Here is a 24,559-nt window from a genome sequence, read left to right as displayed (position 1 = left end):
GAGCGTGATCGCGACCCCGCATCTGGGCGGCTCGACGTTCGAAGCATTGGAACGCATTGCGCTCGAGCTTGCTCACGACGTCGTGCGCGTGCTGGGCGGACGCCCCGCCAGCGGAGCCGTCAACGCGCCGAGCCTAGTCGGAAGCGATGCCGAGCAAGCCGGCTACGTCGATCTCGCCTTTCGCATGGGCTCGCTGTTGCCGCAACTCTTCGACGAGGCGCTGCGCAACGAACTTGCGATCGTGCTGCAGGGCGATCTAGAGGAAGTCGCCGCGGAGCCGTTCGTCGCCGCCGTCCTGGCCGGCGCGCTCCCGTTCGTGAGCGATCGCCGCATATCGATGGTGAACGCGCTCGCGGTCGCGCGCGAACTCGGAGTGCGAACGGTCGTATCGACCGCGCCCGCGCGTCCCCCATTCCGCTCTTCGGTGACGCTGGCCGCGGGCCAGCACCGCATCGTCGGCACGCTGATGACGACCGGCGCGCGGATCGTCGAAATCGACGGCTTCGAACTCGACGCGGTTGCCGCCGGTGCGATGATCGTCACGCGACATCGTGACGTACCGGGCATGGTCGGCCGTATCGGGACGATCCTCGGCGATGCGCACGTGAACATCTCGACGATGCAGGTGGCGCGCACGACGCGCGGCGGCGAGGCGATGATGCTGCTCGAAGTCGATCGCGATATCCCGCGCTCCGTCGTCGATGCGATCGCGAGCGTCGAAGGCATCACCGCAGTTCGGGTCGCGCGGCTCTAGCGTGGGTTTCGTCTACGTCGCCCGCCACGGCGAAACCGAATGGAATCGCGCCGGCCGTTATCAGGGTCAGCGCGAATCGATGCTGACCTCGATCGGACGTTCGCAAGCGCATGCGCTCGCCCACGCATTCGACGGCAGCGCGCTCGCGCGAATCGTCTCGAGCCCGCTCGCGCGTTGCGTTCAGACCGCAGAGCCGCTGGCCGCGCGACGCGGCTTTACGGTGGAGACCGATGCGCTGTTGCTCGAAATCGATCACGGCGACTGGGAGGGACGCTTGCGCTCGGAGATCGAGGCCGACGACCCGGAACTGCTCCAAGCCTGGCGCGAACGGCCGGAGCAGGTGCAGTTTCGCGGCGGCGAGCGCTTAGCGGATGTCCGGGAACGCTGGCAGACGTTTATTCGCTCGTTGGACGGGAAGACTAATGTGGTGGTCGTTACCCACGATGTTTTGGTACGCATCGCCATTCTTGAGGCTACGGGGCGTTCGCTTGCACATTTATGGGAACCGCGCGTGATCAACGGCGGCTTTGCGACGCTGTGGGCCGGTGGTGACGGCCTGCAATTGCGGGAAGAGTGTTCCGTGGGACACCTCAAGGATTTAGTCGTCGACGTGGCCCAACAGGCGTTATAATTGGCGCCGCTTACACTACAGGAAAGAAGAGAGCAACGTTATGCCCAAATCCGAACCGTTTCTGACCGACGTCAAAACGCTGCGAGCGCGCGCCCGGGAGCATATGGAACGCGGCGCGATCACCGCAACGTACGAGCTCGATCCGAAGGTCGTGATCGACGTCCTCAACCAGGCGCTCGCGACCGAGATCGTCTGCGTCTTGCGCTACAAGCGCCACTTTTACTCGGCGAAGGGGCTCAATAAGGATGCGGTGGCCGCCGAGTTCTTACAGCATGCGAGCGAAGAGCAGGGCCACGCCGATCGCATTGCGGAGCGCATCACGCAGCTTGGCGGCGACCCGGATTTGAACCCGGCGACGCTGACGGCACGCAGCCATTCGGAGTACATCGCGGGCCACGATCTGGTCGATATGATCCAAGAAAACTTAGTTGCCGAACGCATCGCGATCTCGTCGTACAACGAAATCATTCGTTTCCTAGGCGACAAGGATATCACGTCGCGTCGCATGATCGAAGAGATTCTGGCGGTTGAAGAAGAGCATGCCAACGACATGCTCGATCTCATCGAGCAGATTCTTCCCGGCGGCTCGAAAAACGGGAAAGGCGCCAAGAAATAGAGATCGTCTTCGTCCGCCACGCGATCACGCGCTGGAACGCCGGAAAACGCTTTCAAGGGCATACGAATATTGAACTCAGCGAAGAGGGCCGCGCACAAGCGCGAGCCCTTGCCGCTGCGCTCGACGGTGAATCCTTCGATGCCGCATACGCGAGCGATCTGGACCGGGCCATGGAAACGGCACGCATCGCGTTAGGAACGCGGGAGCTGGCAACGGTTCCCGACGCGCGCCTGCGTGAATTCGACTTCGGCGAGTGGGAAGGCCTCACGTGGGACGAGATCACCGCGCGCTGGCCGGAGCTGCGCGAGCACGGGAGCACCGCCGCCAAGCTCTATCGCCCCCAGGGCGGCGAATCGTTCGACGACGTCACGGCCCGCGCGGCGTCGTTCATCAACGACCTTCGCAGCCGACGGCACGAGCGCGCCTTGGTAGTAACCCACGCGGGGGTTTTGCACGCGGTTCTGGCGGCATTGGGGAGCGCGCTGGAAGACCGTCAGGGGGACGCGCTCAGCCTCAATTTCTCACCCGTCGGAGTAACGCGGATCGCCTTGGAAGGCGAGCGTTCGCGGCTGATCGCCCTCAACGACGTTCGGCATCTTAGCGATCTCGCCCGTTGATACTACGGGCGTTCACGCCGATGGGTGGAGCATGGAGAACATGATCTCAGCCGTATCCACCAGTCGCGGGCCGGGACGATTGAGATAGGCATTGCCGTCCATCAAATGAACGCGACCCTCACGGTAGGCGCGTAACGCCCTCCAGATTGGATTGCTATCCAGCACGGCGACAGCCTGCCGGGTTGCTGCGAGATTGAAACCGCAAGGCGCGACGACGATCGCATCGGGGTCGGCGGCGGCAATGCTTTCCCAGCTCAACGTCACGGAATTCGCGCCCGGATTCCCGAGTACGGGTTCCGCGCCGGCCAGCGCTACTAGCCCGGGCGTCCAGTGACCGCCGCTCATCGGCGGGTCCGTCCATTCGAGTACCAGGACGCGCGGTCGAACGCGCACATCGTTCGAGCGCGAACGAAGCGCATCGACGCGTTCGCGAAGCGACGTCACCATCGCGCCGGCCTGCGGACCGCATGCCGTCAAACTCCCGAGATAGAGTATATTGGCAAACACATCTTCGAGCGAAGATGGCTCGAGCGATACGATGCGCGAGTCGGGCGTCAAGCGGCGCGCCGCACGATCGACGATCGCATATGAGACCGCGCAGACCTCGCAGAGTTCTTGCGTAACGATAAGATCCGGTTGCAACCGCTCGAGGAGCTCGGCGTCGAGGTGATAGAGGCTCGAGCCGGCGTGAAGGCTCGCTCGGACGTGCCGGTCGATATCGCCGGGTGAAGCCGTCGCAGGAAGCGCGGAACTAGTGAGATGCGGGAGCCCAAGGCACGCCGCCGGGAAATCACATTCGTGGGTGACGCCGATAACCTGTGGCCCGGCGCCGATGCCGAAAAGGATCTCGGTGGAACTCGGGAGCAGGCTGACGATCCGCATCGCTGCCGATTGCGCCGTCCGGCTCTCGAGTTCTTGCAAGAAACGAAGGCCGCTACTGCCCTTGTGCGAGCGAGAAGCCGGGCTGTCCGTTGAAGGTGAACAGTCCTTCGGTTTTGATTACGTCGAATCCGACGCGTTCCGCAGCAGCGATGATGTCGGCCATGTGCTGCGCGGTAAAGCGAGCCCCATCTGCTTCGAAACGGCACGACCAATGATCGCTCCAAAACGTATCGGGATTGCCGTTCGGCCATACCTTGGTGCCGCGGTTACTGATCACCGTCAGCTTCGTGCCGGGGATGTTGAGTTTCGACATGCGCTCGCCGATCTCGTCGGGATTTCCGTCGCGCTGGTCGATGAACACGTCGACGCCGACGCGCTCCTTGATCGGCGGCGTGCCGGCTGGGCGAATCGAGAGATCCATCTGCAGTTCGGCCGCATATTCGACCGGTTTGAGATGCGCGGGCTTCTGCCCCAATCGCGCGATAACGGCATCGCCGAATTCCTTGGTGCCGACGCGCTCGCGTGAAATGCCGTCCGTGTAAATGTCGTAGGTGTGAATGCCGTCTTCGATCGTTTTCAGCCAAGCGTTGTGAACTCTCTCAGCGACGTCGCCCTGACCGATGTGCACCAGCATCAGGATCGCGCCATGTAAGAGTCCCGATGGGTTGGCCAAATTCTGCCCGGCGCGACGCGGCGCCGACCCATGAATCGCCTCGAACATCGAACAGTGGTCGCCGATATTTGCCGAGCCGGCCAGGCCCACCGAACCCGTGATCTGCGCGGCGACGTCCGAGAGGACGTCCCCGTAGAGATTCGGCATCACGATTACATCGAACACCTCGGGCGTATCCGCGAGTTTCGCCGCACCGATATCGACGATCCAATGCTCGTGCTCGATCTCCGGATACTGCAGCGCAATCTCTTCAAACGTACGGTGGAAGAGCCCGTCGGTAATCTTCATGATGTTGTCTTTGGTAAAGCACGTAACCTTACGGCGTTTGTTCGCGCGTGCGTATTCGAACGCATAACGAATGATGCGTTTGCTGCCCGGGCGCGAGATGAGCTTCAAACACTGCGCGACTTGGTTGGTCTGCCGATGCTCGATCCCGCCGTACACGTCTTCCTCGTTCTCGCGCACGATCACGATGTCCATGTTCGGATGTTTGGTCGCCACGTACGGATGCAGCGACGAACACGGGCGGACGTTCGCATACATGCCCAGCGTTTTGCGCACGGTAACGTTAAGGCTCTTGAAGCCGCCGCCTTGCGGCGTGGTAATCGGCGCCTTGAGAAACACTTTGGTCCGGCGCAGCGATTCCCACGAACTCGGCTCGATCCCGTTGCTTAAACCTCGGTTGTACACCGATTCGCCGATCTCGATGGTCTCGACGTCGAGTCGAGCTCCGGCGGCAGTAATGATACGCAGTGTGGCGTCCATGATCTCGGGGCCGATGCCGTCGCCGTGAGCAACGGTAATCGGCACCTTTTTCGCGCTTGCGGTGGTCGTCAAACAATCTCTCCTCTGCATGACTCGCCCGAATGTGGCCTATGGAGGTTAGGCGAAAATCGCGTCTCCCCCGCCGCTATCGCCGCCATTCCGCGGCATTCCAGCTTTCGCTGATGCCGTTCGGCGAGAAATGTCGCAGGCCGGCAATGTGGGCGTAGCGCAGCGGCTGATAGTAGAGAAAGACCGCAGGTACGTCGCGCAGGAGCAAACGCTCGATTTTGGCGTACGCGGCCTTCCGCTTCGACCTCGTAAAAGTGGAAAGAGCCGTCGCTTGATCGCGATCCATCTCCGGGGAACAGTAACGCGTCACGTTATTTCCCGCCGGGGGAATCTGGCCGCAGAGCCAGTCAGAGGAGTTATCGGGATCGGACCCGCTAACCCATGAATACAGCGTCATATCGAATTTTCCGCCGTTGAGGATGCCGCCGTCCTGCGCCGCCGCATAGAGAATCTGGTAGTCGTAACTCTTGAGCTGCACGTCGATGCCTACCGCGCGTAACATCTGCTGCATCTGCACCGCCACGTTTTGAGCGAGTTGGCTTCCCTGACCGTAGGCGAGTTGCAGGGCGAGCTTGCGTCCGTCTTTCGCGCGCAGACCGTTTGCGCCGACGCGCCAGCCGGCTCGATCGAGCAAGGCTCGGGCGGCTGCAAGATCGTAGGGAATCGGTTTGAGCGATGGATCGTATGCCCACGAAAACGGGCTGAGATCGGCAATCGCGACCGTCCCCGTGCCGTAGGTGTCGTCGCGAACGATCGCGGCGCGATCGGTCGCCATCGCTATGGCGCGCCGCACGAGGACGTCGTTGAGCGGAGCGCGCTGGACGTTGAAATAGATCGCCGTGTAGTTGGGTGAGTTCGCGAGCTGCCGCACCACGCCGGGCGCATCGCGCAGGTCGTTGTACGAGGTTCCGCTGATCTCCCAAGCCAGGTCAACTTCGTGCGTGCGTAACTCGGCCTGGCCGTTCTTGCTGATCCCGCCGTTGCGAAGGGTTGGAACGACCGTAGCCAGATCGGGAACGTCGTGCCCGTGCGAATCGAGCGTGACGAGTTCGTCGAACATCAACCCGTCGACCCCGCTTTCGACCGCATTTTGCTCGAGGATCGGGTTGAGTTGCGTCGGATTGATCGGGAGCGCGATCGTCAACCGATCGTTCGCCACGGCACCCTGCGAACCGCTCTTGCTGCATCCCGCAACCGAAAGCACGCACAGCGTAGCTGCGAGAAATACCAGGCAGGCTCTTATCACGCGAAGACTCCTATCGGGATGGCGACACGCAGCGAAAGGTCGCATACATGTATGGGTAATCGTCGTAAAACCAGTTGCGCAGCGAGCGGCGAATCAACCGGCGAGAAGTTACGGGGGAAGCCCCCTTTAAAACGAAGTGGCGCCCGTCGAAGAAATCCGCCGAGTATTCGGGATACGACGCCATCGGTTCGAAGCCCGAAAAGGGGGCGAACGGCGTTGACGTCCACTCCCAACCGTTGCCGACCAGGTCCTGAATGCCCCAGGCGCTCGCGCCCGCCGGGTGCGCGTCGACGGGTTCGGGATCGTAGCGTTGAAAATCGAAGTTTCCATGTACCGGTTCCGGCAGCGCATCGCCCCACGGGAACGGACGCTCGCTCCCGTCGGGGGCGCCAAAGGCGGCACGATGAAATTCGGCTTCGGTCGGGAGGCGCAGGCCGCGCCAGCGGGCGTATGCGGTTGCCTGCCGATGCGTAACGTACACCGGCCAGGACTGCGGCAACGGCAACTCCTCGAACGCGGCGCGCAGATACCAGCGATCGTTTCGCTTACTCCAAAACGGCGGCACCGGGCCGCCGTTCGCGACGAACGCCATCCAATCCGCGTTCGTTACCGGATACTGTTGCATGCTGAAGGCCGGAACGCCGACGCGCTCCCGTCCGAATTCGTTATCCCATCCGAACGGCACGCCGTGCGGGTCGGCGCCCAACGTTGCATCGCCCGCGTCGATCGGCAAGAACGCGTTGCCCGGCGGAGCCGAGTCGATATGCTGCTGTGCGACGAACGCTTTGCGCGAGTATTCCAACTGGTGCACGATATAGAGGAGCGTTTCGTGATGCATCGGTTCGTGTTCGAGCGCCGTGTACAGCGCCTGCGCGCGAGCCAAACGCGGCACGCTCGGGTCGTCGAGTCGCGCGCCGGCGATCGCCGCTTCGACGCGCGCATCGCAGGCTCGCGCAAACGCTCGCAGCGTTTCCGGCTCGGGCCAGTCGGCGCGCGTTTGCCGGCGGGCCTCCTCGAGCGAGCCCGGATCGATGCCGCGCTCGAACAATCGCTCGAGGACGGTATCCAGCGCCGGCTCGCCTAAGCCGCGCTCGCAGAGAACGAGAAAGCTGAACGCCGGCAGATGACCCTCGTAGAACGCGAACGGATGGCGCAACGGAATGGGCCGTTCGAAATACGCCTCGGGATCGACCAAGCTGAAGATCTCTGCGGATCGCCGGCGGTTCTCCGCATACCAAGCCAGCAGCGACTCGCGATCGGTGGCGCGGGGCGTTAGGACGCTCATGGATGCGTTCTACCCTTGTTGGCGTTCCGTTGCGCGCCGGCGCATGAATTCTTCAAAGCGGTAGGCAGGCATCGCCGGTGCCAAAACGTGTCCCTGAATCATGTCGCACCCGTGGTCCTTGAGGAACTGCCGTTGTTCGTTCGTCTCGACGCCTTCCGCGACGACCTCCAGGCCGAGGCTCTGAGCCATGCCGATGACCGTCTTCACGATCGTCTCATCGCTGCTCTCGCTTCCGATCCCCGATACGAAAGACCGATCGATTTTCAGAACGTCGAGCGCGAAGCGGCGCAAATACGCAAGCGACGAATAGCCGGTGCCGAAATCATCCACGGCCGTCCGAATGCCGCAGGATTTTAGGTCGCGCACGATCGCCACAGTTTGAGCCGCGTCGCTCATGGCGACGCTTTCGGTAATCTCCATCTCTACCAGATGTGGATCGAGATCGGCCTGCGCGATGGCGGCCATCAAGGCTTTGCGCAGGTCTCGCTGGTGAAATTGCCGGCCGGAGAGATTGACCGCTAGCCGCAAGGTGCCGAGCTCGGCCTGCCACGCCTTGACTTGGCGTGCGGCCGTCGCCAGCACCCAATCGCCGAGCGGCACGATGAGACCGGAGATTTCGGCGCTCGGAATGAAGTGCGACGGCTCGATCAGCCCGCTCTTCGGGTGGTTCCAGCGGACTAAGGCCTCCACGCTCACGATCTCGCCGGTGCGTAAGCTCAATTGAGGCTGATAGTATACCTCGAATTCCTTATATTCCAGCGCGCGACGCAGCAATTTCTCCTGCGAAAGACGCATGTGAATCGGAGATTCGAGCGTTGGATTGTAGAAATAGAATCCGTTGCGGCCGCGGTCTTTGGCGCGATACATCGCGATGTCGGCATTCTTGATCAGCGTTTGATCGTCGCGTCCGTCCTCCGGGTACATCGCGATGCCGATGCTCGTGGAGATGAATTGTTCGTACTCGTCCAATGCGAACGGTTCGCTCATCGCGGCCAGAACGCCGTCGGCGATATCGCGAACCTGATCCGCGTCGGAGAACTCGGTGAGTAACACCACGTACTCGTCGCCACCCATGCGCGCGATCGTCCCACGCTCGCCGATTTGCGCGATGAGGCGAGCCGAAGCCAATTGGAGCAATCGGTCACCACGGGCGTGCCCGAGGGTATCGTTGACGTCCTTGAAATGGTCGAGATCCAGGAAGAGGATCGCAACGCGCGTCAGCCGCGATTGAGCCACCTCAATCGCGTCGCGCAGCCGCTCGGTGAGATACGCGCGATTCGGCAATCCGGTCAGCGTGTCGTAGTAGGCCATCGCGCGCAGGCGCGCTCGTTGCCGGCTGCGTTCGATAGCGCCGGCGATAAGCGTCGATATCAAGCCCAAGAGATCGGCATCGGTGTCGGAGAAATCGGTCGCGCTGGGGGGACTCGATGCGAAAACCAGCGCGCCGTAACGGTCGCCGGCGATATCGAAGCGCAACGCGATGCCGTTATGAAAGCTTACCGGGATGCCAGGCGCCCCGCGCGCCATCACATGTTCCGCCATCTCCAGCAGCGTCGCGTCCTCAACTTGTCCGAAACGCGGATGGCGATAGATCGCATCGATGCGCGCTTCTCCGCTCATCACCTCAACGACCGCTCCCACGCCGACGTCGAAGGCCCGGCAGCCCATCTCGAGCGATGCACGGATGCGGACGTCCGGATAGTCGCCGCTGGCGGCGATGAAGTAAAGGTTGCGAATACGTTGCCGTTGCATCTCCGCGCGCCGTTCGGCGTCGCGACGCTCGGTGATATCCTGGATCACGGCGTAGGCGCCGACGATCGAGCCTCTGGCATACTGAGGAATCAGCGTCGCTTCGAGCTGGAGCGGCGTGCCGTCGATGCGGAACGATTCGAGCGTGAGCGAGACGGTCTCGCCCGTCAGCGCGCGTTCGATGGCCGCCTCGCATCCCTCGTGCTCTTGAGGCGTGAGGAAAACCTTGAGACTCTGGCCGATCACCGCTTCTTGCGGGAATCCCCCAAGGCGGAGCGCAGCCGCATTGACATCGACGATGGTTTGCTCGAGCCCGATCGCCACGACGGCGTCCGGATTGTGCTCGAACAGCGAACGGAGCCGCGCTTCGCTATCGGCTAATTCGCCTTCTTTCTCCGCGATCAGCAGTTGCGCGGCACGCTGTTCGGTCTCGTCTCGCAGGATCGAATACACCGACGTAACGACGCCGCCTCGATAGATCGGCACCGTGGTGACGGTCATATGCAACTCGTGCCCGCCCAGCGAACACACCTTGGCGTGATAGTGCAGCGTCTCCCCGCGTAACGCGCGCTGCAGCAACGCTTCGTGTCGGGCCGTCTCGCTCTCGTCCAAGAACGCACTGTAATGCAGACCGATAAGCTGTTCGCGCGGCGCGTCGCCGAGTTTGGAGACCGCTTTGTTGATATCGATGACGCGCCCGTCGCGGCCGAAAATGATGATAAGATCGGGGTTATAGTCGAAGAGCGAGCGAAATTGCTCCTCGCTGTGCTCGTGCGTCGTCATCGTCGTTCTACGCCGGCTCCGCGTTAGTGCGCAAGATACTCGTAAAGGCCGTGCACGCCCCCCTCGCGGCCGAATCCCGATTCGCGATAGCCCCCAAACGGCGAGCTTGGATCGAAGGCGTTATACGTGTTACACCAGACCACGCCCGCTCGCAAGCGATTTGCCACCCACATACTCTTGCTGCCTTTCTCGGTCCATACGCCGGCCGAGAGCCCGTACTCCGTGTTATTTGCTTTTTCGACCGCTTCGTCCGGGGTCCTGAAGGTCATAATGCTCAGAACCGGCCCAAAAATCTCTTCGCGCGCGATGCGGTGTGCCGGGGAGACCCCCGTAAAAAACGAGGGCGGGAAGAAGAAGCCGCGCTCCGGGATTTCGCACGATGCTTGCACCAGCGTAGCGCCTTGCTCGACGCCGCTGCGCACGAGCGCTTGAATCCGTTCGAGTTGAACGCGCGAGTTGATCGCACCGATGTCGGTGTTCTTGTCGAGCGGATCGCCGAGCCGCAGGGTCGCAATGCGCTCGGTGAGTCGCCGAACCACAAGGTCGTGGACCGACTCCTCCACCAACAGCCGTGAGCCCGCGCAGCAGACGTGGCCTTGATTGAAATAGATGCCTTTGACGACGCCTTCTATCGCTTGATCGATCGGCGCATCCGCGAAGACGATGTGCGCGGCCTTGCCGCCGAGTTCCAGCGTGAGACGCTTCGAAGTCCCGGCCACGGCGGCTGCGATGTGTTTTCCGACCTCGGTCGAGCCGGTGAACGCGAGTTTATCGATGTCGGGGTGATCGACGAGCGCGGCGCCGGTGGCTCCGTCGCCCGTGATGACGTTCACTACCCCTGGCGGAAGATCGGCCTCGAGCACGATCTGCGCGAGCGCGAGCGCGGTGAGCGGCGTCGTTTCGGCGGGCTTGAGCACCACGGTATTCCCGCACGCGAGCGCCGGCGCGATCTTCCAGGCCGCCATGAGCAGCGGAAAATTCCACGGCACGATCTGGCCGCACACGCCGAGCGCCTGTGGTTCGCTCCCGCCGCGCATCGCCCACGGCAATTTATCCGCCCAGCCTGCGTAGTAAAAGAAGTGCGCCGCCGCCGCGGGGATATCGAAATCACGCGATTCTTTGATCGGCTTTCCGCCGTCCATCGTTTCGAGGACCGCGAGTTCGCGGCCGCGCTCGGTGATCGCGCGCGCGATCCGGTAGAGATATTTGGCGCGCTCGTTCGGGCGCATCTTGCGCCAATATCTGTCGTAGGCTTTGCGCGCCGCACGCACGGCCAGATCGACGTCCCTTGCATCGGCGTGAGCGACGCGGGCGAGGAGCGACTCGTTGGCGGGATCGATCGTGTCGTCGTACAGGCCGGACTGCGGAGCAACCCACCGGCCGCCGACGAACAGTCCGTACCGCTCCCGAAGGATCGGGCGGACGCTCTCGGGCGCGGGGGCATACTCGAATATCGCCATCTGCTCTCTAATCTTTCGGAATATAATCGATCGCGGCATAGCGCCCGGTCTGCGCCGTTTCGAGTTGCATGAGCAAATCGTCGAGCAGAGCGCTAGCACCGATGCGGAATCGATCGGGCGAGAGCCACGCGGCACCGAGCGTCTCGTTGACCAGCACGAGATACGCCAGGGCGGCTTTCGTGGTTCGCACGCCGCCCGCAATTTTCAGGCCGCGACGTTCGCCCGTGCGTTCGGCAAAGTCGCGGATCGCGTAACACATCGCCAGAGCCGTCGGCATCGTCGCGCTCACGCCGATCTTTCCGGTCGAGGTTTTGATGAAGTCGGCGCCGGCTTCGAGCGCGAGATCGCTGGCCGAGCGAATGGCATCGTAGCTGCCGAGCTCTCCGGTCTCCAAAATCACTTTGAGGTGCACGTCGCCGCAGAGACGTTTAACCGCCACGATGTCGTCGTAGACGCGGCGCAGGTCTCCGGCGAGAAAGGCGCCCCGATCGATCACCATATCGATCTCGTCCGCTCCCGCCGCAAGCGCCGCCTCCGTATCGGCTAAACGCACGGCCGGCGATGAGAGCCCGCTCGGAAACGCGGTCGCGACCGACGCCACGCGGACGCGACTTCCAACTAACGCGGCCTTCGCCGCTTCAACCAAATTCGGATAGACGCAGACCGCCGCAACGCTCGGGATGCCGGGCCAACCGGGCCGCGGGGCTACGGCCTTGGCGCACAACGAGCGGACGCGACCTACGGAATCCTTGCCTTCCAGCGTCGTTAAATCGACGCATGAGATGGCGAGCTCGATACCGTCTCGTTTGGCCTGGGCTTTGATCGAGCGCTTCGCGAAGTCGGCGGCGCGTGACTCGAGCGCCACCGCATCGACGGCGACGCGCGGTGCGATCATAGGGTTCCGCGCTTTTCTTGCTCCTTTTCGATCGATACGAACAGCGCTTTGAAATTGCCCTTTCCGAATGAGAGGCTGCCCTTACGCTGGATGATTTCGAAGAAGACCGTCGGACGATCTTGCAGCGGTTTGGTGAAAATCTGCAGCATGTATCCTTGGTCGTCGCGATCGACGAGGATACGGCGCTTGCGTAACGTGTCGACGGCTTCGTCGATCGTGCCGACCCGTTCTTCTAACATATCGTAATAGGAATCGGGTGTATCGAGGAACTCCATACCGTTGTAGGCGAGCGCATCGATGGTTGCCGCGATATCGTCGGTGCGGATGGCGATATGCTGCACGCCGGAACCTCGATAGAAATCGAGGTACTCCTCGATCTGCGATTTTTTCTTGCCGCGCGCGGGCTCGTTGATCGGAAACTTCACGCGGTGACGCGGATCGGTCATCACCTTCGATTTGAGCGCGGTATATTCGGTCGAGATATCGCCGTCGTCGAACGACACCAATTGCGAGAAACCGAACACGGCGGCGTAGAAGTCGCCCCACCGATCCATCTCGCCCCAACCGACGTTGCCCACGCAATGGTCGATGAATTGCAGCCCCGGCCTGTGACTGCCGGGAATCGTGCGCCGATCTTCGACGTACCCCGGCGCGAAAATCCCGCGATAGCCGTCGCGCTGAACGAACGTGTGAACCGTATCGCCGTACGTGGCGATCGTCGCTTTGATCAATCGACCGTTTTCGTCTTCTACGACGGTCGGCTCGAGCAGTGAGACCGCACCTCCGCGAACGGCCATTTCCCAAGCGGCGCGCACGTCCTCAACCGCGATCGCGATATCCTTGACGCCGTCGCCATGGGTTGCGACGTGCTGGGCGATCGCATCGTCCGGGAGCAGGCTAGCCGTGAGAACGAAACGCAGCTTGTTCTGCACCAGCACGTAGCTGACGCGGTCCTTGATGCCGGTCTCCGGGCCGGCGTACGCTACCCGATCGAACCCGAAGGCCGACATGTAGTAATGGGCGGCTTGTTTGGCGTTGCCGACGTAGAATTCGATATAATCCCAATCGATCGTTGCCAGGGGATTGCTGCGGGCTTCGGTCATCGTGCTCATAACCGGAGCTTGGCGAAGCGTCGGGGGCTGCCCTGTCGAATGGGGCCGACATGAGCACCTCAACCAGAGCTAGCACGTCCTTGCAGGCAGCCTTCCGGGCGTTGATCGATTACGCCGGGGTATTTCCGCCCGCAATGCTGGCCATGGAACCGGCCGTGGACGAGTATCTGATAGCTCGCGAAGGGCCCCACGCCTGGATGCTCGGGCGATTTATCGCGCCCGCCTCTCGCCTCGACGAATTGGTTACCGTGCTGCGCCGTAAGGATCCGGCGGAGCCGATCGCCGTCAGCGCGATCGTCGATTCGGCGAGCGATCCACGGCGCTGGTTCGGCACGGCGCAGGAGCGCTTGGCAGCGGTGGCCCTCATTCGGTCGACCGTCCCGCAACTCGCGATCGAGGTGCTCGAGACCAGGCTTCCGGCGCTCACGACGAAGCGCGATAGCTACGATGCTTCGATCGGCCAGTTTGCGGCGATGGCCGGCCAAGCCGGCCTGCGCGACGTGCCGATCTACGTCGAGCTTCCTTACGACGCGCGGTGGCACGAGGCGTTGCCGGCGGCGATGGGCGCGTTAGCACGCGCGCGGCTGGGAGCGAAGCTCCGCTGCGGCGGTGCCGAGCCGCAGAGTATCCCGAGCATCGCCGACGTGGCGGCCTTCGTGGCAACGGCGACGAGCGAGGAGGTCCCCTATAAGGCGACCGCGGGACTCCATCACCCGATACGCCATCTGCGCGTGGAGGACGGGGCCGTCATGCACGGCTTTCTGAACCTGCTCGCAGCCGCGGCGTTTGCCCCGGATCTCGACCGCTCCATGCTCGAGCAAGTACTGGCGGAAGAAGCCCCTGAAGCGTTCGGATTCGATGAAGACGGCTTCACGTGGCGCGATCTGCGCGTGGATGTCGAGGCGATCGCGCGTGCGCGCACGCGGTTCGTCGGCTATGGGAGTTGCAGTTTTAGCGAACCGATCGACGACCTGATCGCATTGAAACTGCTTCGGAGCAATGCATAAGGATGCAATCGTGGCGTGACATCGGCGAGCGGAGCGATTTTCCGCTCGAGAACCTGCCGTACGGCGCATTCCGCACACACGGTGGGGCCATCCATCTCGGGGTTGCTATCGGTGAGGAAGTCCTCGATTTGGCTGCGGTGGCGGAGGCGGGCCTCATCGACGACATCTGCGAACGCGAACTGTTGGAGGCCGGAAGCCTCAACCCGTTTCTTGCGGCGGGCCGGGAGTGCTGGACCTCCGTACGCGAGCGCCTGATCGCGCTGCTGCAACGCGACGGCGACGCGCGTCTGCGCACCGCGAACGCCGATCGATTCTTCGCCCGACAACGCGATATCGAAATGGTACTGCCGGTCGAGATCGGCGATTACGTCGATTTCTATTCGTCGATCGAGCACGCCACGAACCTGGGCCGCATGTTTCGTCCCGACGGGGACGCGTTGATGCCGAATTGGCGCCATCTGCCGATCGGATACCACGGACGTGCGAGCACCATCGTCATCGACGGTACCCCGATCGTGCGGCCGAGCGGCCAACGCAAACCGCCCCAAGCGGCGCTCCCGGCGTTCGGGCCGAGCACGCGCTTGGACATCGAACTGGAGGTCGGCTTTATCACGGGCCCCGGTAACGCAATGGGCGAGCCCATCGCCATCGCCGATGCACGCGAACACATCTTCGGAGTCGTGCTCGTTAACGATTGGAGCGCGCGCGATATCCAAGCGTGGGAGTACCAGCCGCTTGGGCCCTTCCTTGGAAAATCGTTCGCTACGACGATCTCTCCGTGGATCGTGACGCTCGACGCGCTGGAGCCGTTTCGCACGGCGGGGCCGCTTCAAGTGCCGCAGCCGCTAGAGTATTTGCAGACACGCGAGGAGTGGGCGTACGACATCGCGCTGGCGGTCGACGTGCAGTCGCGGACGATGCGCGAGCGCGGCATCGCCCCGCAGACGATTTCGCGCACGACCTTCGCGGCGATGTACTGGAATATAGCGCAGCAGCTCGCGCATGCAACGAGCAACGGGACGGCGATTCGCCCCGGCGATCTCTATGCGTCCGGCACGATCAGCGGCCCCACTCCCGATAGCCTAGGCAGCCTTATCGAACTAACGTGGAACGGGGAACGCCCGATCGAACTCGCAAGCGGCGAGCGGCGCGCCTTTCTGGAAGATGGCGACGAGGTCACGCTACGCGGCTGGTGCGAGCGCGGCGGCGCCTCCCGCATCGGCTTCGGAGCGGCACGCGGGACGATTCTGCCGGCGCGCTAGGCGGGGCTAGGTGTTTCGATCCAGGAACGAAAGTACTGCGGGTCTTCGATCTCGCTCGCCGCATAGGCGAGGTTGAGCGGCGCGAACGTATCGATCATGACGGCGATCTCGTCCGTTGACGTTTTTCCGAGCGAACTCTCCACCGCGCCGGGCTGCGGACCGTGCGGCGCTCCGGCCGCGTGCAGCGTGATCGACCCCTCTTCGACGCCGCGACGGCTCATGAAATTTCCGCTGACGTAATACAACACTTCATCGCAATCGACGCTGGAGTGGTTGTACGGCACCGGAATCGCGAGCGGATGGTAATCGAACATCCGCGGTACGAACGCGCAGAATGCGACGCCGGGCGCTTCGAAGGTCGCGTGAGCCGGCGGCGGCTGGTGCAATTTGCCCGTGATCGGCATAAATTCTTCGAGATTGAAGGCGTACGGGTAACAGTAACCGTCCCAGCCGATCACGTCGCATGGGTGATTCTGCACCACGTACGTGGCGTGCCGCCCGGCGTTGGTGACGCGAATCTCGTACTCGCCCTGCTCGGCCAGCGGCGCCCTTAGTACCGGCACCCGAAAATCGCGCTCGTAGTACGGCGCGTGTTCTTCCAACTGCCCGAACTCGTTGCGATACTTGCGTGGAATTTTCACCATGCCGGCCGTCTCGTGGACGAGCATGCGCGTCGGTGACGAGGGCAGCACGCGATAGACCGTGCCGGTTGGAACGATGACGTAGTCGTTCGCCCGGTAAGCGAGATCGCCGAACTGCGTCTCCAGCACTCCGGAACCGCGATGGATGAACAGGAGTTCGTCGCCGCCGGTGTTTCGGTAGAAATATTCCATCGGAACGTCGGCTTGGGCCATCGAAATCGTTATGTCCGCATTGCCGAGCACCGGCGTGCGCGTCGCGATCGCATCGCCGCCGTCGAGTTGTAAGTGGTGCGTTTTGAAGTGACGATTCTTGAGCGGATCGTTAGGAGCGAAGACGAGCGTCGGCCGCTCCCACGGGCGCACGTCGAGCGTCGCGGTCGGCGGGCGAAGATGGTAGAGCAGCGAGTAGATGCTCTCGAAGCCCTTGGTCGAAAAAAGCTCCTCGGCGTAGAGTCCGCCGTCGGGGCGACGGAACTGAATGTGGCGTTTGTGCGGCAAGGAACCGGCGCGGACGTACGAAGGCATGGCCCGTCTCTCTCCTTTAGGGTTGCGCGGCGCGTTCGGTGGCGACGAATCCGTTCGTCCGGTGCGAGCCGTCGCAGAACGGTTTGGTTTGCGACCCGCCGCACCGGCAGAGCGCGATGTTCTCGCCCGGGGTGACGTACGGCGTACCGTCGGCATCGGTGAGCACGACGGGGCCTTTGATGAGGTACGGTCCGCTCTCGCGGACCTTGATCGTTACGGATTCCATAGCATGCGAGGAGTTCGCTTACCGGCCTGCGGTTCCCACAAGCCCAAACTCGGCGTAGAACGCATCGGGATTCATCGGGCGCCCCAGGAAATCTCGCACTTCGACGTCGGGTTCGAGCGTGCGAGCGGGTGCCAAAATGTCGTCGCGATAACGCATTCCGACCACAGGGTTCTCCAATCCGCCGGTCTGGAATGCCGTAAAGAGGTCGGCGGCGTAGACTTTCGACCACAAATAGCCATAGTAGCCGGCGTCGTATCCCCCCATCAAATGTCCGAACGAGGCTTGTGGATGGGTCCCCGGATACATCGGCATCGGCGTGAGACGTTGCGAAAGCGCCTTCCAGACCGCCGTCGTATCGACGTGCGGACCGTTGGAGTGGTACGCCATGTCAACCATTGCGTAGAGTATTTGCCGGGTCGTATCGAACGCGTAGTCGACGTAGCGAGCGCGGACCATTTTCTGGATCAGTTCGTCCGGAAGCGGCGCGCCGGTCTTCCAATTCGAGCTGATCTCCCGCAGAATCGACGGCTGCCAGACGAAGTTCTCGAGCATCTGCGAAGGCGCCTCGACAAAATCTTGCCGGAAGCCCGCGCTGAGCGTTTCGTACGGAGCCGTCGCCAGCAGCGCCGCCATATCGTGCCCGAACTCGTGGAAAAACGTGACCACGTCGCCGTGGCTCAGTAACGCCGGGCGGCCCGGCGCGGGCTGCGGCCAATTGCCGACGATCGCGGCCACCGGCGGGCGCATCGTGCCGTCGATTTTACGGGCGGGCAAGAGTGGGAAATTCGCAAAATGCGAAAATTTGCCGGGACGGGGAAAGAGATCGAAGTAGGTGTATCCGATCAGGGCTCCGCTGCGCGTGTCGTTCACGCGATACGCCAAAACGCCGGGCGCCCACGCTTGCACCGGTTCGATGCGCGAAAACGTCACGCCCAAAAGGACGTGATAGACGTTCAAGACCGCGTCGATCGTATGCTGGACGGGGAAGTACTGCCGCACGAGTTGCGTATCGACGGCGTAACGCTGCTTTTCGAGTAAGTACTGCTCGCGCGAAACGTCCCATGGTTCCAATACCGCCTCCGGTTCGTGCGTCTGCTCGGCTTTGAGATCGCGCAGCACGCCAAGCTCCTCGCGAGCCTTGGGAAGAATTGCGGTATCGAGATTTTGCAGAAATTTCGTCACGCGAGCGGGCGATTGCGCCATCTTGTCGGAGAGCTGGTAGTCGGCCCACGTTTCGTAGCCCAACAGATGGGCGAGGCGGTCCCGAACGGCGATCGCCTGTTGCAGCAATGCGGTGTTGGTTTTGGCTTCGCGACTTTCGTACGCGAGATAGTAAGCTTTGCGCGCCGATTCGTCGGGCGCGAGTTGTAAGAACGATACCGTGCTCTCGTTGACGGGGACTACGTACCCACCCGCATCGTGCTTGTATCCCGCCAGGACGTCGCTCGGTAAACCGGCCGCTTGCGCGCGTGAGATGTCGATCGTCGTATCGTCCTGCGCCAGATGCTCTTCGAAGCGGTTCTGGAGATCGGTGAGTTGCTGTTCCAAGCGCACGAATTCACTGCGATTAGCTGCCGGGAGAGCCCCGCCGGAGCGTCGCAGGCTTACCAGCCAGAGTTCCGTAAGCTTGCGGTCGTAGAGCGTCTTGGCGGTGCCGCTGCGTTGGGCGAGAGCGACGGCCTGATAGAGGGCCGGTTCCGCGGTGAGTTGGGCGAAGACGTCGCTGGCCTTTGTCGCGCACGCGAGCGATGCGTCTCGGACCGCTTTCTCCGGTGAGACTTCGAATAAGAATTGCTGCGCGACCAGCGCGTCGTTCGCATCCGACGACGCATTCTCTAACGGCAGCACCGTGTTGGCGAAGGTGCGCTTTCCGCGAAATTGCGTCACCGCATCCACCTTCGCGGCGGCGGTGGCGAGTTGCGCGTCGCAACTCGCGGAGATCTGCGCCGGCGAGAGATTCCAATCGACCGTAGGGCCGGCGGCGGCCCGTGCAACGGACGGCGCAAGCAGCAGTAAGACGGCGCACGCGACGGCGGGACGGAGCAACACGGCAGGGCCTCCCTAGGTTAGAGCTGGTTCCGGAGAGTGGTTCCGACGGGTCTTCGGCCGCAACCCCGCGCTATCCGGCAGTAGGCGGTTTGGCCCGTGTGGTATCATGCCTGAGCCATGACGGGAGCTCGGCTTCACGCGGCGTAAACTCGTGAACCCCGCCAGGACCGGAAGGTAGCAACGGTAAGCGAGCCCTTACGGGTGCCGTGAATCACCTGGCTCTCGTTGTGGTCGAGTCTTTTTAAGTACGGCGCTATTTTAAGTATGACGATATCTGAAATCTATGCGGCCCTAGCCGCCTTTGCCGCCGCCCTGGCCGGCATCCTGGTCTATCACCTCGTCGCGGTACGTCCGCCGATGGCTCGGATGCGCGCCCTTTTGGAAACCCACGACGGCCTGATCGGCGCCGGCCACGGCGCCGCCGACCGGCTGGGCACGCTTGAAGCGCGCTCGCTTGCCTTGGCTGGTGATATTGAAAGGGTGAGCGGGCGAGTAAGCGAACTCGAAGGCCTGGCTAAAACCGACCTCGCGCTCGTCGGATTCGTCCGTTACGACGCCTTCGACGACACGGGCTCGGAACTCTCATACGCGTTGGCCCTGCTCAACCGAGTGGGCGACGGCGTGGTCGTTAATAGTATCTATTCACGCACGGATACTCGGACCTACGGAAAACTCGTGCACGCTTACAAGCCCGCCGTCAGCGCTTCGAATGAGGAACTGCTGGCGATAGAACGGGCTCGGACCGCAACGACGTAAGGTATGATCGACGAACGTTATTACATCAAAATCGTCCCGCATAAGGGCGAGAGCGTCCATCGCTTCGAGGTACGCCGGCGCGCGATTATCGCCGCGCTCGCGGCTGCGCTCATCGTGCTGGTGGCCACGTTCGGCTTCGCCGCCACGCAGATCTATCGAGCGCACGCCGCCGCCGCGGCATACGCCCGCGAGACCGCCACGAGTCGGGCCGCGCTGGGCCGCATCGACAAGCAGGCCGATGCGCTGCGTTCCGCGCTCCAGCGCGTGCAAAAACAGAATCAGGAGATCCGGCGCCTGATCGGCGTTCCCGCCGCACCCGCCCCCGCGCACGGCCTCCACAAGATGGCCTGGGTCCACGGCCGTTCGTTCGGAGCCGCCGCCCGCCGCATCTCCTCCCTGCGGGTAGCCTCGAGTGCAACCGTGCGCGAGTCGGATCTCAACAAGCGCCTGGCGCTCCGCGTCCTCAACATCCGGCACATCCACAGCATGCTTCGCGCGCAGATGATCGCGGCGATCCCGTCGATCGATCCGGTCGCGGGAGCTCAAATCGACGGCTGTTTCTGTTATCGCACGTACCCCGATACCGAATTTCACCCGGGCGTTGATTTAAGCGCCAACTACGGCGAGCCGGTACGGGCGGCCGCCGCGGGAACCGTCGTTTCGGCCGGCTGGGAAGCGGGCGGATACGGCATCAAGGTCGATATCGATCACGGTAACGGGTACCATACCTGGTACGCCCATCTCTCCAGCGTCGACGTCCATCCCGGCCAGCACGTATATAAGGGCGAAACCATCGCGGCGGTCGGCTCAACCGGTTTCTCCACCGGCCCGCATCTCCACTATCAGGTCATGCACGACGGGGTCGCGGTTAACCCGACGCCGTTCTTGACCGGTATCCCTTCAAATGTCTTAGCCTCGCTGCCGTAGAACAGCCAACGCCTCGTGAACGCTCTGCTTTGTCAAATCGACCGCCTCGCTAATTTTCTGGTATTGATCTATACCGGAGTTCTGATCGTCTATGCGGTAATCTCGTGGATTCCGGACCTGCGCGGGAAATGGACCGAGTATCTCGCCATGCTGGTCGAGCCGGTGCTGCAACCGATCCGTCGTGTCATTCCACCCATCGGCGGCCTCGACATCGCCTTTTTGGTCTTGCTGGTGCTGCTGCAAATCGTCATTCGCCCCGCGCTCTCGCAGATCGCCTACAATACCTGTTACCGGCTCTTTTAGCCGTGACCGTAAAGCCTGAGAATCCCCACCGCACGCTAGTTGCGTCGAACATTCGCAACTTCTGCATCATCGCGCACATCGATCACGGCAAGACGACGCTCTCCGACCGGCTGCTCGAAATGACCCGCACCATCGAGATGCGCGATATGGAAGATCAAGCGCTCGACGCCATGGATTTGGAGCGCGAACGCGGGATCACGATTCGCATGCATCCGGTGACGCTGGGCTACAAGGCTCGCGATGGGCAAACGTTCGAACTCAACCTCATCGATACGCCCGGTCACGTGGATTTCTCGTACGAGGTCTCGCGCTCGCTGGCCGCTTGCGAAGGAGCGTTGCTCATCATCGACGCCGCGCAGGGCATCGAGGCCCAGACGCTCGCGAATTACCATCTGGCGGTCGAACACGACCTCACGATCATTCCGGTCATCAATAAGATCGATCTCCCCGCGGCCGATCCCGAGCGGGTGATGAACGAAGTCGAGGAGCTGCTCGTCATCGAGCGCAGCGAATGCATTCTCGCGAGCGCAAAAAACGGCATCGGCATCGAGGAGATTCTCGAAGCGATCGTTTCGCGCATACCTCCTCCCAAGGGGCACGCCGATCATCTCCGCGCGCTCGTCTTCAACGCGCAGTTCGATGCGTACCGCGGCGTCGTTTCGTACGTGCGCGTATCCGACGGCGAGTTGCGTGCCGGAAGCAAGTTTATGTCCATGGCACACGAGCGCGTGTACGAGTGCACGGAGGTTGGGGTTTTCGCCCCGCAAATGCGGCCGGTAAAGAAGCTCGGCATGGGCAGCGTGGGCTACGTGATGGCAAACGTCAAGTCGCTCGGGGATATCGATGTCGGCGACACCCTCACCGAAGCGCACAATCCGGCGCACGTTCCGCTCGCCGGCTATCGCAAGGCCGTGCCGATGGTGTACTGCGGTCTCTATCCGAACGAGGGTGACGAGTACGGAGACCTGCGCGACGCGCTCGATAAACTCAAGCTCAACGATGCGGCGCTGATCTACGAGCCCGAAACGTCGGTCGCGCTGGGGTTTGGATTTCGCTGCGGGTTCCTCGGGCTTCTCCACATGGAGATCGTCCAGGAGCGCCTGGAGCGCAATTATAATCTCGACCTGATCGCGACCTCGCCCTCGGTCGTATTTCGCGTCACGAAAACCGATGGCGAAATCGAGATGATCGACAACCCGGCGAAGTTGCCGCCGATGAATCTCATCGATACGATCGAGGAGCCGTTCGTTAAGGCGACCATCATCACGCCGCCCGATTACGTCGGTACGATCATGGACGCCACCATCGCGCGGCGAGGCACGCTCCAAAACATGGAGTATCTCCACGACGGGCGCGTGATTCTCACGTTCGAGATGCCGCTGATCGAGGTCATCGTGGATTTCTTCGATCAACTCAAGTCGCGCACCAAGGGCTACGCATCGTTGGATTACGAGATCATCGGATACCGGGAGGGCGACTTGGTCAAACTCGAGATTCTGCTCAACGGCGAATCGGTCGATGCGCTCTCGTTTATCGTCGCTCGTGAAAAGGCGCCGAATCGCGGTCGCGCCCTGGCCGAGAAGCTCAAAGAATTGATCCCCCGTCAGATGTTCGAAGTGCCGATTCAAGCCGCAATCGGCGGCAAAGTCGTAGCGCGGGAAACCGTCAGCGCCATTCGCAAGAACGTTCTCGCCAAATGTTACGGCGGCGACATCTCGCGTAAGCGCAAGCTGCTGGAGAAGCAGAAGGTCGGCAAGGAACGCATGAAGCGCGTCGGGCGCGTCGAGCTGCCGCAAGAAGCCTTCATGGCCGTTCTGCGCTTAGAAGATTGACGACCTACGTCGCGACATCCAATAGCGGCAAACTGCACGAGTTGCAGACGATCTTTGCCGGATCGACGCTCGAACTCGCGACGTTCCCCGGCTACGTCGCGGTGCCCGAAGGCGACTCCAGCTATACGGAAAACGCACTGCGTAAAGCGCGCGGCCTGCAACGGCAACTCCGCGAGGCGGGAATCGCCGCCTGGGTGCTCGCGGACGATAGCGGCCTGGAAGTGGCCGCCCTCGGCGGCCGGCCGGGTGTGCTCTCCGCGCGATACGCGGGGGAAGACGCATCGTGGGCCGAGCGCCGCAAGCATTTGCTCGACGAACTTCGCGGGCTACCGGTATCTGCACGAGGCGCTCGCTTCGTTTCGCACGTCGCGCTCGTGCACGCGGACGGATCCGAGCTGGTTGCCGCGGGCGTCGTCGATGGATCGATCGCAACCGAAGAGTTGGGAGCCGGCGGCTTCGGATACGATCCGGTCTTTTTCTATCCGCCGGCAGGCACGACGTTCGCGCAGATGAGCGAAGAAGCGAAAAATCGCTGTAGCCACCGTCGCTTAGCGGCCGACCATCTGCTCGGGCTCCTGGACATGCATGTCCGCTAAGGCCGGCATTCTGCGCGCCTCCGAGGACGACATTGCATATTTCGCCTCGCGCCGTTGGGCCGACGATATCGGGCGGCGACTCTATCGGCATCTCGGCGAGCATAGCGAGCACGGCACGTGGATTTTCCGCGACGAAAGCACGCCGGTCGGCATCGCCTTCGCGCACGGAAACGGCGAGAGCCTGTACCTGAGCGAACTCTTCGTCGAAGGCTCATTCCGCGGTACGGGACTGGGAGGGGCGTTGTGTGCCGCGGCACTAGGCGAAAGCGCCGACGCGTGCGCCCTCTTGGACCCGATGGATTTTGCAGCCGCGGTATTGGCCGCGCGGCATGGGCTCTCGCTGCTGGAGCCGGTTCTTCGCGTCGCGGGAAGAATCCCCAAAGAAGACGCCCTGGCGGCGCTGGCGTTCGGCGCATATCGCTTTCGCGCGGCGCCGATCGATCCCGTTCGCCATCGCTACGCGATCGGCGCGCTCGATCGCGAAACGCGCGGGTACGAACGGATGGCGGATCACGAACTCTTCGCATCGATCGCAACCGGAAACGCGCTCTTTCTCGACGACGAATGCGTGGGATATGCGTACGTCTGGCCGGACGGGCGCGTCGGTCCGCTCGCGGTTAGTTCCGGCGCGTACGCGACGGCGGTTTTTGCATTCGCGTTGATGACGCTCGCTTCGACATATGGCGCATCGTGGTGCACGGCAGGCGTTCCCGGAAGCAACCTGCGAATCCTCAACGCCGCCCACGCCATCGGGCTTCGCATCGATACGGCCCGGTACGTCGCCGGCCGTAAGGAGAGCATGGACCTGACGCGTTATGTCGGTTACCACCCGCTCTTGTTTTGAAGGAAGAACCCGAACCGGGCAAAATGCTGGGAGGTCCGCAAGCCGCCCTCGAAT

General features: G+C 62.5%; 23 protein-coding genes and 1 other RNA gene. 13 read left to right on the top strand and 11 right to left on the bottom strand.

Features of this window, described 5'->3' with window-relative positions:
* The 4 genes from VMW12_06840 to VMW12_06825 all read left to right on the top strand — a co-directional run.
* Positions 1-754: ACT domain-containing protein (locus tag VMW12_06840; protein HUZ49440.1), on the top strand; the 754-nt coding region annotated here is incomplete at its 5' end.
* A 1-nt stretch (position 755) separates the two neighbouring features.
* Complete coding sequence (locus tag VMW12_06835) at positions 756-1,385, top strand: histidine phosphatase family protein (protein ID HUZ49439.1); 630 nt, start codon at positions 756-758, stop codon at positions 1,383-1,385.
* Positions 1,386-1,425: 40 nt separating this feature from the next.
* Positions 1,426-2,001 carry a ferritin-like domain-containing protein gene (locus tag VMW12_06830; GenBank protein HUZ49438.1) on the top strand — a complete coding sequence of 192 codons (576 nt, stop codon included), beginning with the start codon at positions 1,426-1,428 and terminating at the stop codon, positions 1,999-2,001.
* Positions 1,998-2,618, top strand: coding sequence for a histidine phosphatase family protein (locus VMW12_06825; protein HUZ49437.1), 621 nt, complete (start codon positions 1,998-2,000; stop codon positions 2,616-2,618). The genes VMW12_06830 and VMW12_06825 overlap by 4 nt, the downstream gene beginning before the upstream one ends.
* A 12-nt stretch (positions 2,619-2,630) precedes the next feature.
* On the opposite strand, the gene VMW12_06820 is transcribed toward VMW12_06825, so the two are convergent.
* From VMW12_06820 to hppD, 8 genes are all read right to left on the bottom strand, one after another.
* On the bottom strand, positions 2,631-3,539 hold the full coding sequence (locus VMW12_06820; protein HUZ49436.1) for a cobalamin-binding protein: 909 nt from the start codon (positions 3,537-3,539) through the stop codon (positions 2,631-2,633).
* 13 nt (positions 3,540-3,552) lie between these two features.
* Complete coding sequence (locus tag VMW12_06815; GenBank protein HUZ49435.1) at positions 3,553-5,010, bottom strand: NADP-dependent isocitrate dehydrogenase; 1,458 nt, start codon at positions 5,008-5,010, stop codon at positions 3,553-3,555.
* Between the two features lie 73 nt (positions 5,011-5,083).
* Positions 5,084-6,253, bottom strand: coding sequence for an ABC transporter substrate-binding protein (locus tag VMW12_06810; GenBank protein HUZ49434.1), 1,170 nt, complete (start codon positions 6,251-6,253; stop codon positions 5,084-5,086).
* A gap of 10 nt (positions 6,254-6,263) precedes the next feature.
* Complete coding sequence (locus VMW12_06805) at positions 6,264-7,538, bottom strand: SUMF1/EgtB/PvdO family nonheme iron enzyme (protein HUZ49433.1); 1,275 nt, start codon at positions 7,536-7,538, stop codon at positions 6,264-6,266.
* A 9-nt stretch (positions 7,539-7,547) separates the two neighbouring features.
* On the bottom strand, positions 7,548-10,070 hold the full coding sequence (locus tag VMW12_06800) for an EAL domain-containing protein (GenBank protein ID HUZ49432.1): 2,523 nt from the start codon (positions 10,068-10,070) through the stop codon (positions 7,548-7,550).
* Between the two features lie 23 nt (positions 10,071-10,093).
* Positions 10,094-11,530: an aldehyde dehydrogenase family protein gene (locus VMW12_06795; protein ID HUZ49431.1), complete on the bottom strand. Its 1,437-nt coding sequence runs from the start codon at positions 11,528-11,530 to the stop codon at positions 10,094-10,096.
* Positions 11,531-11,537: 7 nt separating this feature from the next.
* Complete coding sequence (deoC, locus tag VMW12_06790; GenBank protein HUZ49430.1) at positions 11,538-12,425, bottom strand: deoxyribose-phosphate aldolase; 888 nt, start codon at positions 12,423-12,425, stop codon at positions 11,538-11,540.
* Entirely contained in the window at positions 12,422-13,537 is a 1,116-nt protein-coding gene (gene hppD, locus VMW12_06785) for a 4-hydroxyphenylpyruvate dioxygenase (GenBank protein HUZ49429.1), read from the bottom strand. The genes deoC and hppD overlap by 4 nt, the downstream gene beginning before the upstream one ends.
* Positions 13,538-13,587: 50 nt before the next feature.
* Between hppD and VMW12_06780 the strand changes: the two genes are divergently transcribed.
* Together VMW12_06780 and fahA are read left to right on the top strand one after the other, a co-directional pair.
* Positions 13,588-14,544: a hypothetical protein gene (locus VMW12_06780; GenBank protein ID HUZ49428.1), complete on the top strand. Its 957-nt coding sequence runs from the start codon at positions 13,588-13,590 to the stop codon at positions 14,542-14,544.
* Between the two features lie 2 nt (positions 14,545-14,546).
* Complete coding sequence (fahA, locus tag VMW12_06775; protein ID HUZ49427.1) at positions 14,547-15,806, top strand: fumarylacetoacetase; 1,260 nt, start codon at positions 14,547-14,549, stop codon at positions 15,804-15,806.
* Here fahA and VMW12_06770 read toward each other — a convergent pair.
* From VMW12_06770 to VMW12_06760, 3 genes are read right to left on the bottom strand one after another with little or no spacing between them, the layout of a single operon-like run.
* On the bottom strand, positions 15,803-16,972 hold the full coding sequence (locus VMW12_06770) for a homogentisate 1,2-dioxygenase (protein ID HUZ49426.1): 1,170 nt from the start codon (positions 16,970-16,972) through the stop codon (positions 15,803-15,805). The two genes, fahA and VMW12_06770, sit on opposite strands and share 4 nt — an antisense overlap.
* A gap of 16 nt (positions 16,973-16,988) precedes the next feature.
* Positions 16,989-17,198: a CDGSH iron-sulfur domain-containing protein gene (locus VMW12_06765; protein ID HUZ49425.1), complete on the bottom strand. Its 210-nt coding sequence runs from the start codon at positions 17,196-17,198 to the stop codon at positions 16,989-16,991.
* An 18-nt stretch (positions 17,199-17,216) separates the two neighbouring features.
* Positions 17,217-19,247 (bottom strand): M3 family metallopeptidase, encoded by a 2,031-nt coding sequence (locus VMW12_06760; protein ID HUZ49424.1) that lies wholly within the window; start codon positions 19,245-19,247, stop codon positions 17,217-17,219.
* 125 nt (positions 19,248-19,372) lie between these two features.
* Between VMW12_06760 and ffs the strand changes: the two genes are divergently transcribed.
* The 7 genes from ffs to VMW12_06725 all read left to right on the top strand — a co-directional run bounded on the left by ffs (position 19,373) and on the right by VMW12_06725 (position 24,505).
* Positions 19,373-19,471, top strand: an RNA gene (ffs, locus tag VMW12_06755) — signal recognition particle sRNA small type.
* A 40-nt stretch (positions 19,472-19,511) separates the two neighbouring features.
* The gene (locus tag VMW12_06750) at positions 19,512-20,003 is read left to right on the top strand and encodes a DUF4446 family protein (GenBank protein ID HUZ49423.1); all 492 of its coding nucleotides are present in this window, start codon (positions 19,512-19,514) and stop codon (positions 20,001-20,003) included.
* A 3-nt stretch (positions 20,004-20,006) separates the two neighbouring features.
* Entirely contained in the window at positions 20,007-20,930 is a 924-nt protein-coding gene (locus tag VMW12_06745) for a M23 family metallopeptidase (GenBank protein ID HUZ49422.1), read from the top strand.
* Positions 20,931-20,945: 15 nt separating this feature from the next.
* Positions 20,946-21,233: a YggT family protein gene (locus tag VMW12_06740; GenBank protein HUZ49421.1), complete on the top strand. Its 288-nt coding sequence runs from the start codon at positions 20,946-20,948 to the stop codon at positions 21,231-21,233.
* Between the two features lie 2 nt (positions 21,234-21,235).
* Positions 21,236-23,065, top strand: coding sequence for a translation elongation factor 4 (lepA, locus tag VMW12_06735; protein HUZ49420.1), 1,830 nt, complete (start codon positions 21,236-21,238; stop codon positions 23,063-23,065).
* A complete protein-coding gene (locus tag VMW12_06730) occupies positions 23,062-23,661 on the top strand; it encodes a non-canonical purine NTP pyrophosphatase (protein HUZ49419.1) in 600 nt (199 codons plus the stop codon). Before lepA ends, VMW12_06730 begins: the two co-directional genes overlap by 4 nt.
* Positions 23,651-24,505: a GNAT family N-acetyltransferase gene (locus VMW12_06725; GenBank protein HUZ49418.1), complete on the top strand. Its 855-nt coding sequence runs from the start codon at positions 23,651-23,653 to the stop codon at positions 24,503-24,505. The genes VMW12_06730 and VMW12_06725 overlap by 11 nt, the downstream gene beginning before the upstream one ends.
* Positions 24,506-24,559: the final 54 nt, after the last annotated feature.

The organism is Candidatus Dormiibacterota bacterium, from assembly GCA_035532835.1.
Lineage (GTDB): Bacteria > Vulcanimicrobiota > Vulcanimicrobiia > Vulcanimicrobiales > Vulcanimicrobiaceae > DAHUXY01.
The sequence above is the reverse complement of the archived record's forward strand: the minus strand, read 5'-3'. Positions and strand labels throughout refer to the sequence as shown.

Coding starts and splice junctions, on each gene's coding strand:
- VMW12_06830 (HUZ49438.1), top strand. CDS start 1,426: ATGCCCAAATCCGAACCGTTTCTGACCGACGTCAAAACGCTGCGAGCG.
- VMW12_06805 (HUZ49433.1), bottom strand. CDS start 7,538: ATGAGCGTCCTAACGCCCCGCGCCACCGATCGCGAGTCGCTGCTGGCT.
- VMW12_06800 (HUZ49432.1), bottom strand. CDS start 10,070: ATGACGACGCACGAGCACAGCGAGGAGCAATTTCGCTCGCTCTTCGAC.
- VMW12_06795 (HUZ49431.1), bottom strand. CDS start 11,530: ATGGCGATATTCGAGTATGCCCCCGCGCCCGAGAGCGTCCGCCCGATC.
- deoC (HUZ49430.1), bottom strand. CDS start 12,425: ATGATCGCACCGCGCGTCGCCGTCGATGCGGTGGCGCTCGAGTCACGC.
- hppD (HUZ49429.1), bottom strand. CDS start 13,537: ATGAGCACGATGACCGAAGCCCGCAGCAATCCCCTGGCAACGATCGAT.
- VMW12_06780 (HUZ49428.1), top strand. CDS start 13,588: ATGAGCACCTCAACCAGAGCTAGCACGTCCTTGCAGGCAGCCTTCCGG.
- fahA (HUZ49427.1), top strand. CDS start 14,547: ATGCAATCGTGGCGTGACATCGGCGAGCGGAGCGATTTTCCGCTCGAG.
- VMW12_06770 (HUZ49426.1), bottom strand. CDS start 16,972: ATGCCTTCGTACGTCCGCGCCGGTTCCTTGCCGCACAAACGCCACATT.
- VMW12_06765 (HUZ49425.1), bottom strand. CDS start 17,198: ATGGAATCCGTAACGATCAAGGTCCGCGAGAGCGGACCGTACCTCATC.
- VMW12_06750 (HUZ49423.1), top strand. CDS start 19,512: ATGACGATATCTGAAATCTATGCGGCCCTAGCCGCCTTTGCCGCCGCC.
- VMW12_06745 (HUZ49422.1), top strand. CDS start 20,007: ATGATCGACGAACGTTATTACATCAAAATCGTCCCGCATAAGGGCGAG.
- VMW12_06725 (HUZ49418.1), top strand. CDS start 23,651: ATGTCCGCTAAGGCCGGCATTCTGCGCGCCTCCGAGGACGACATTGCA.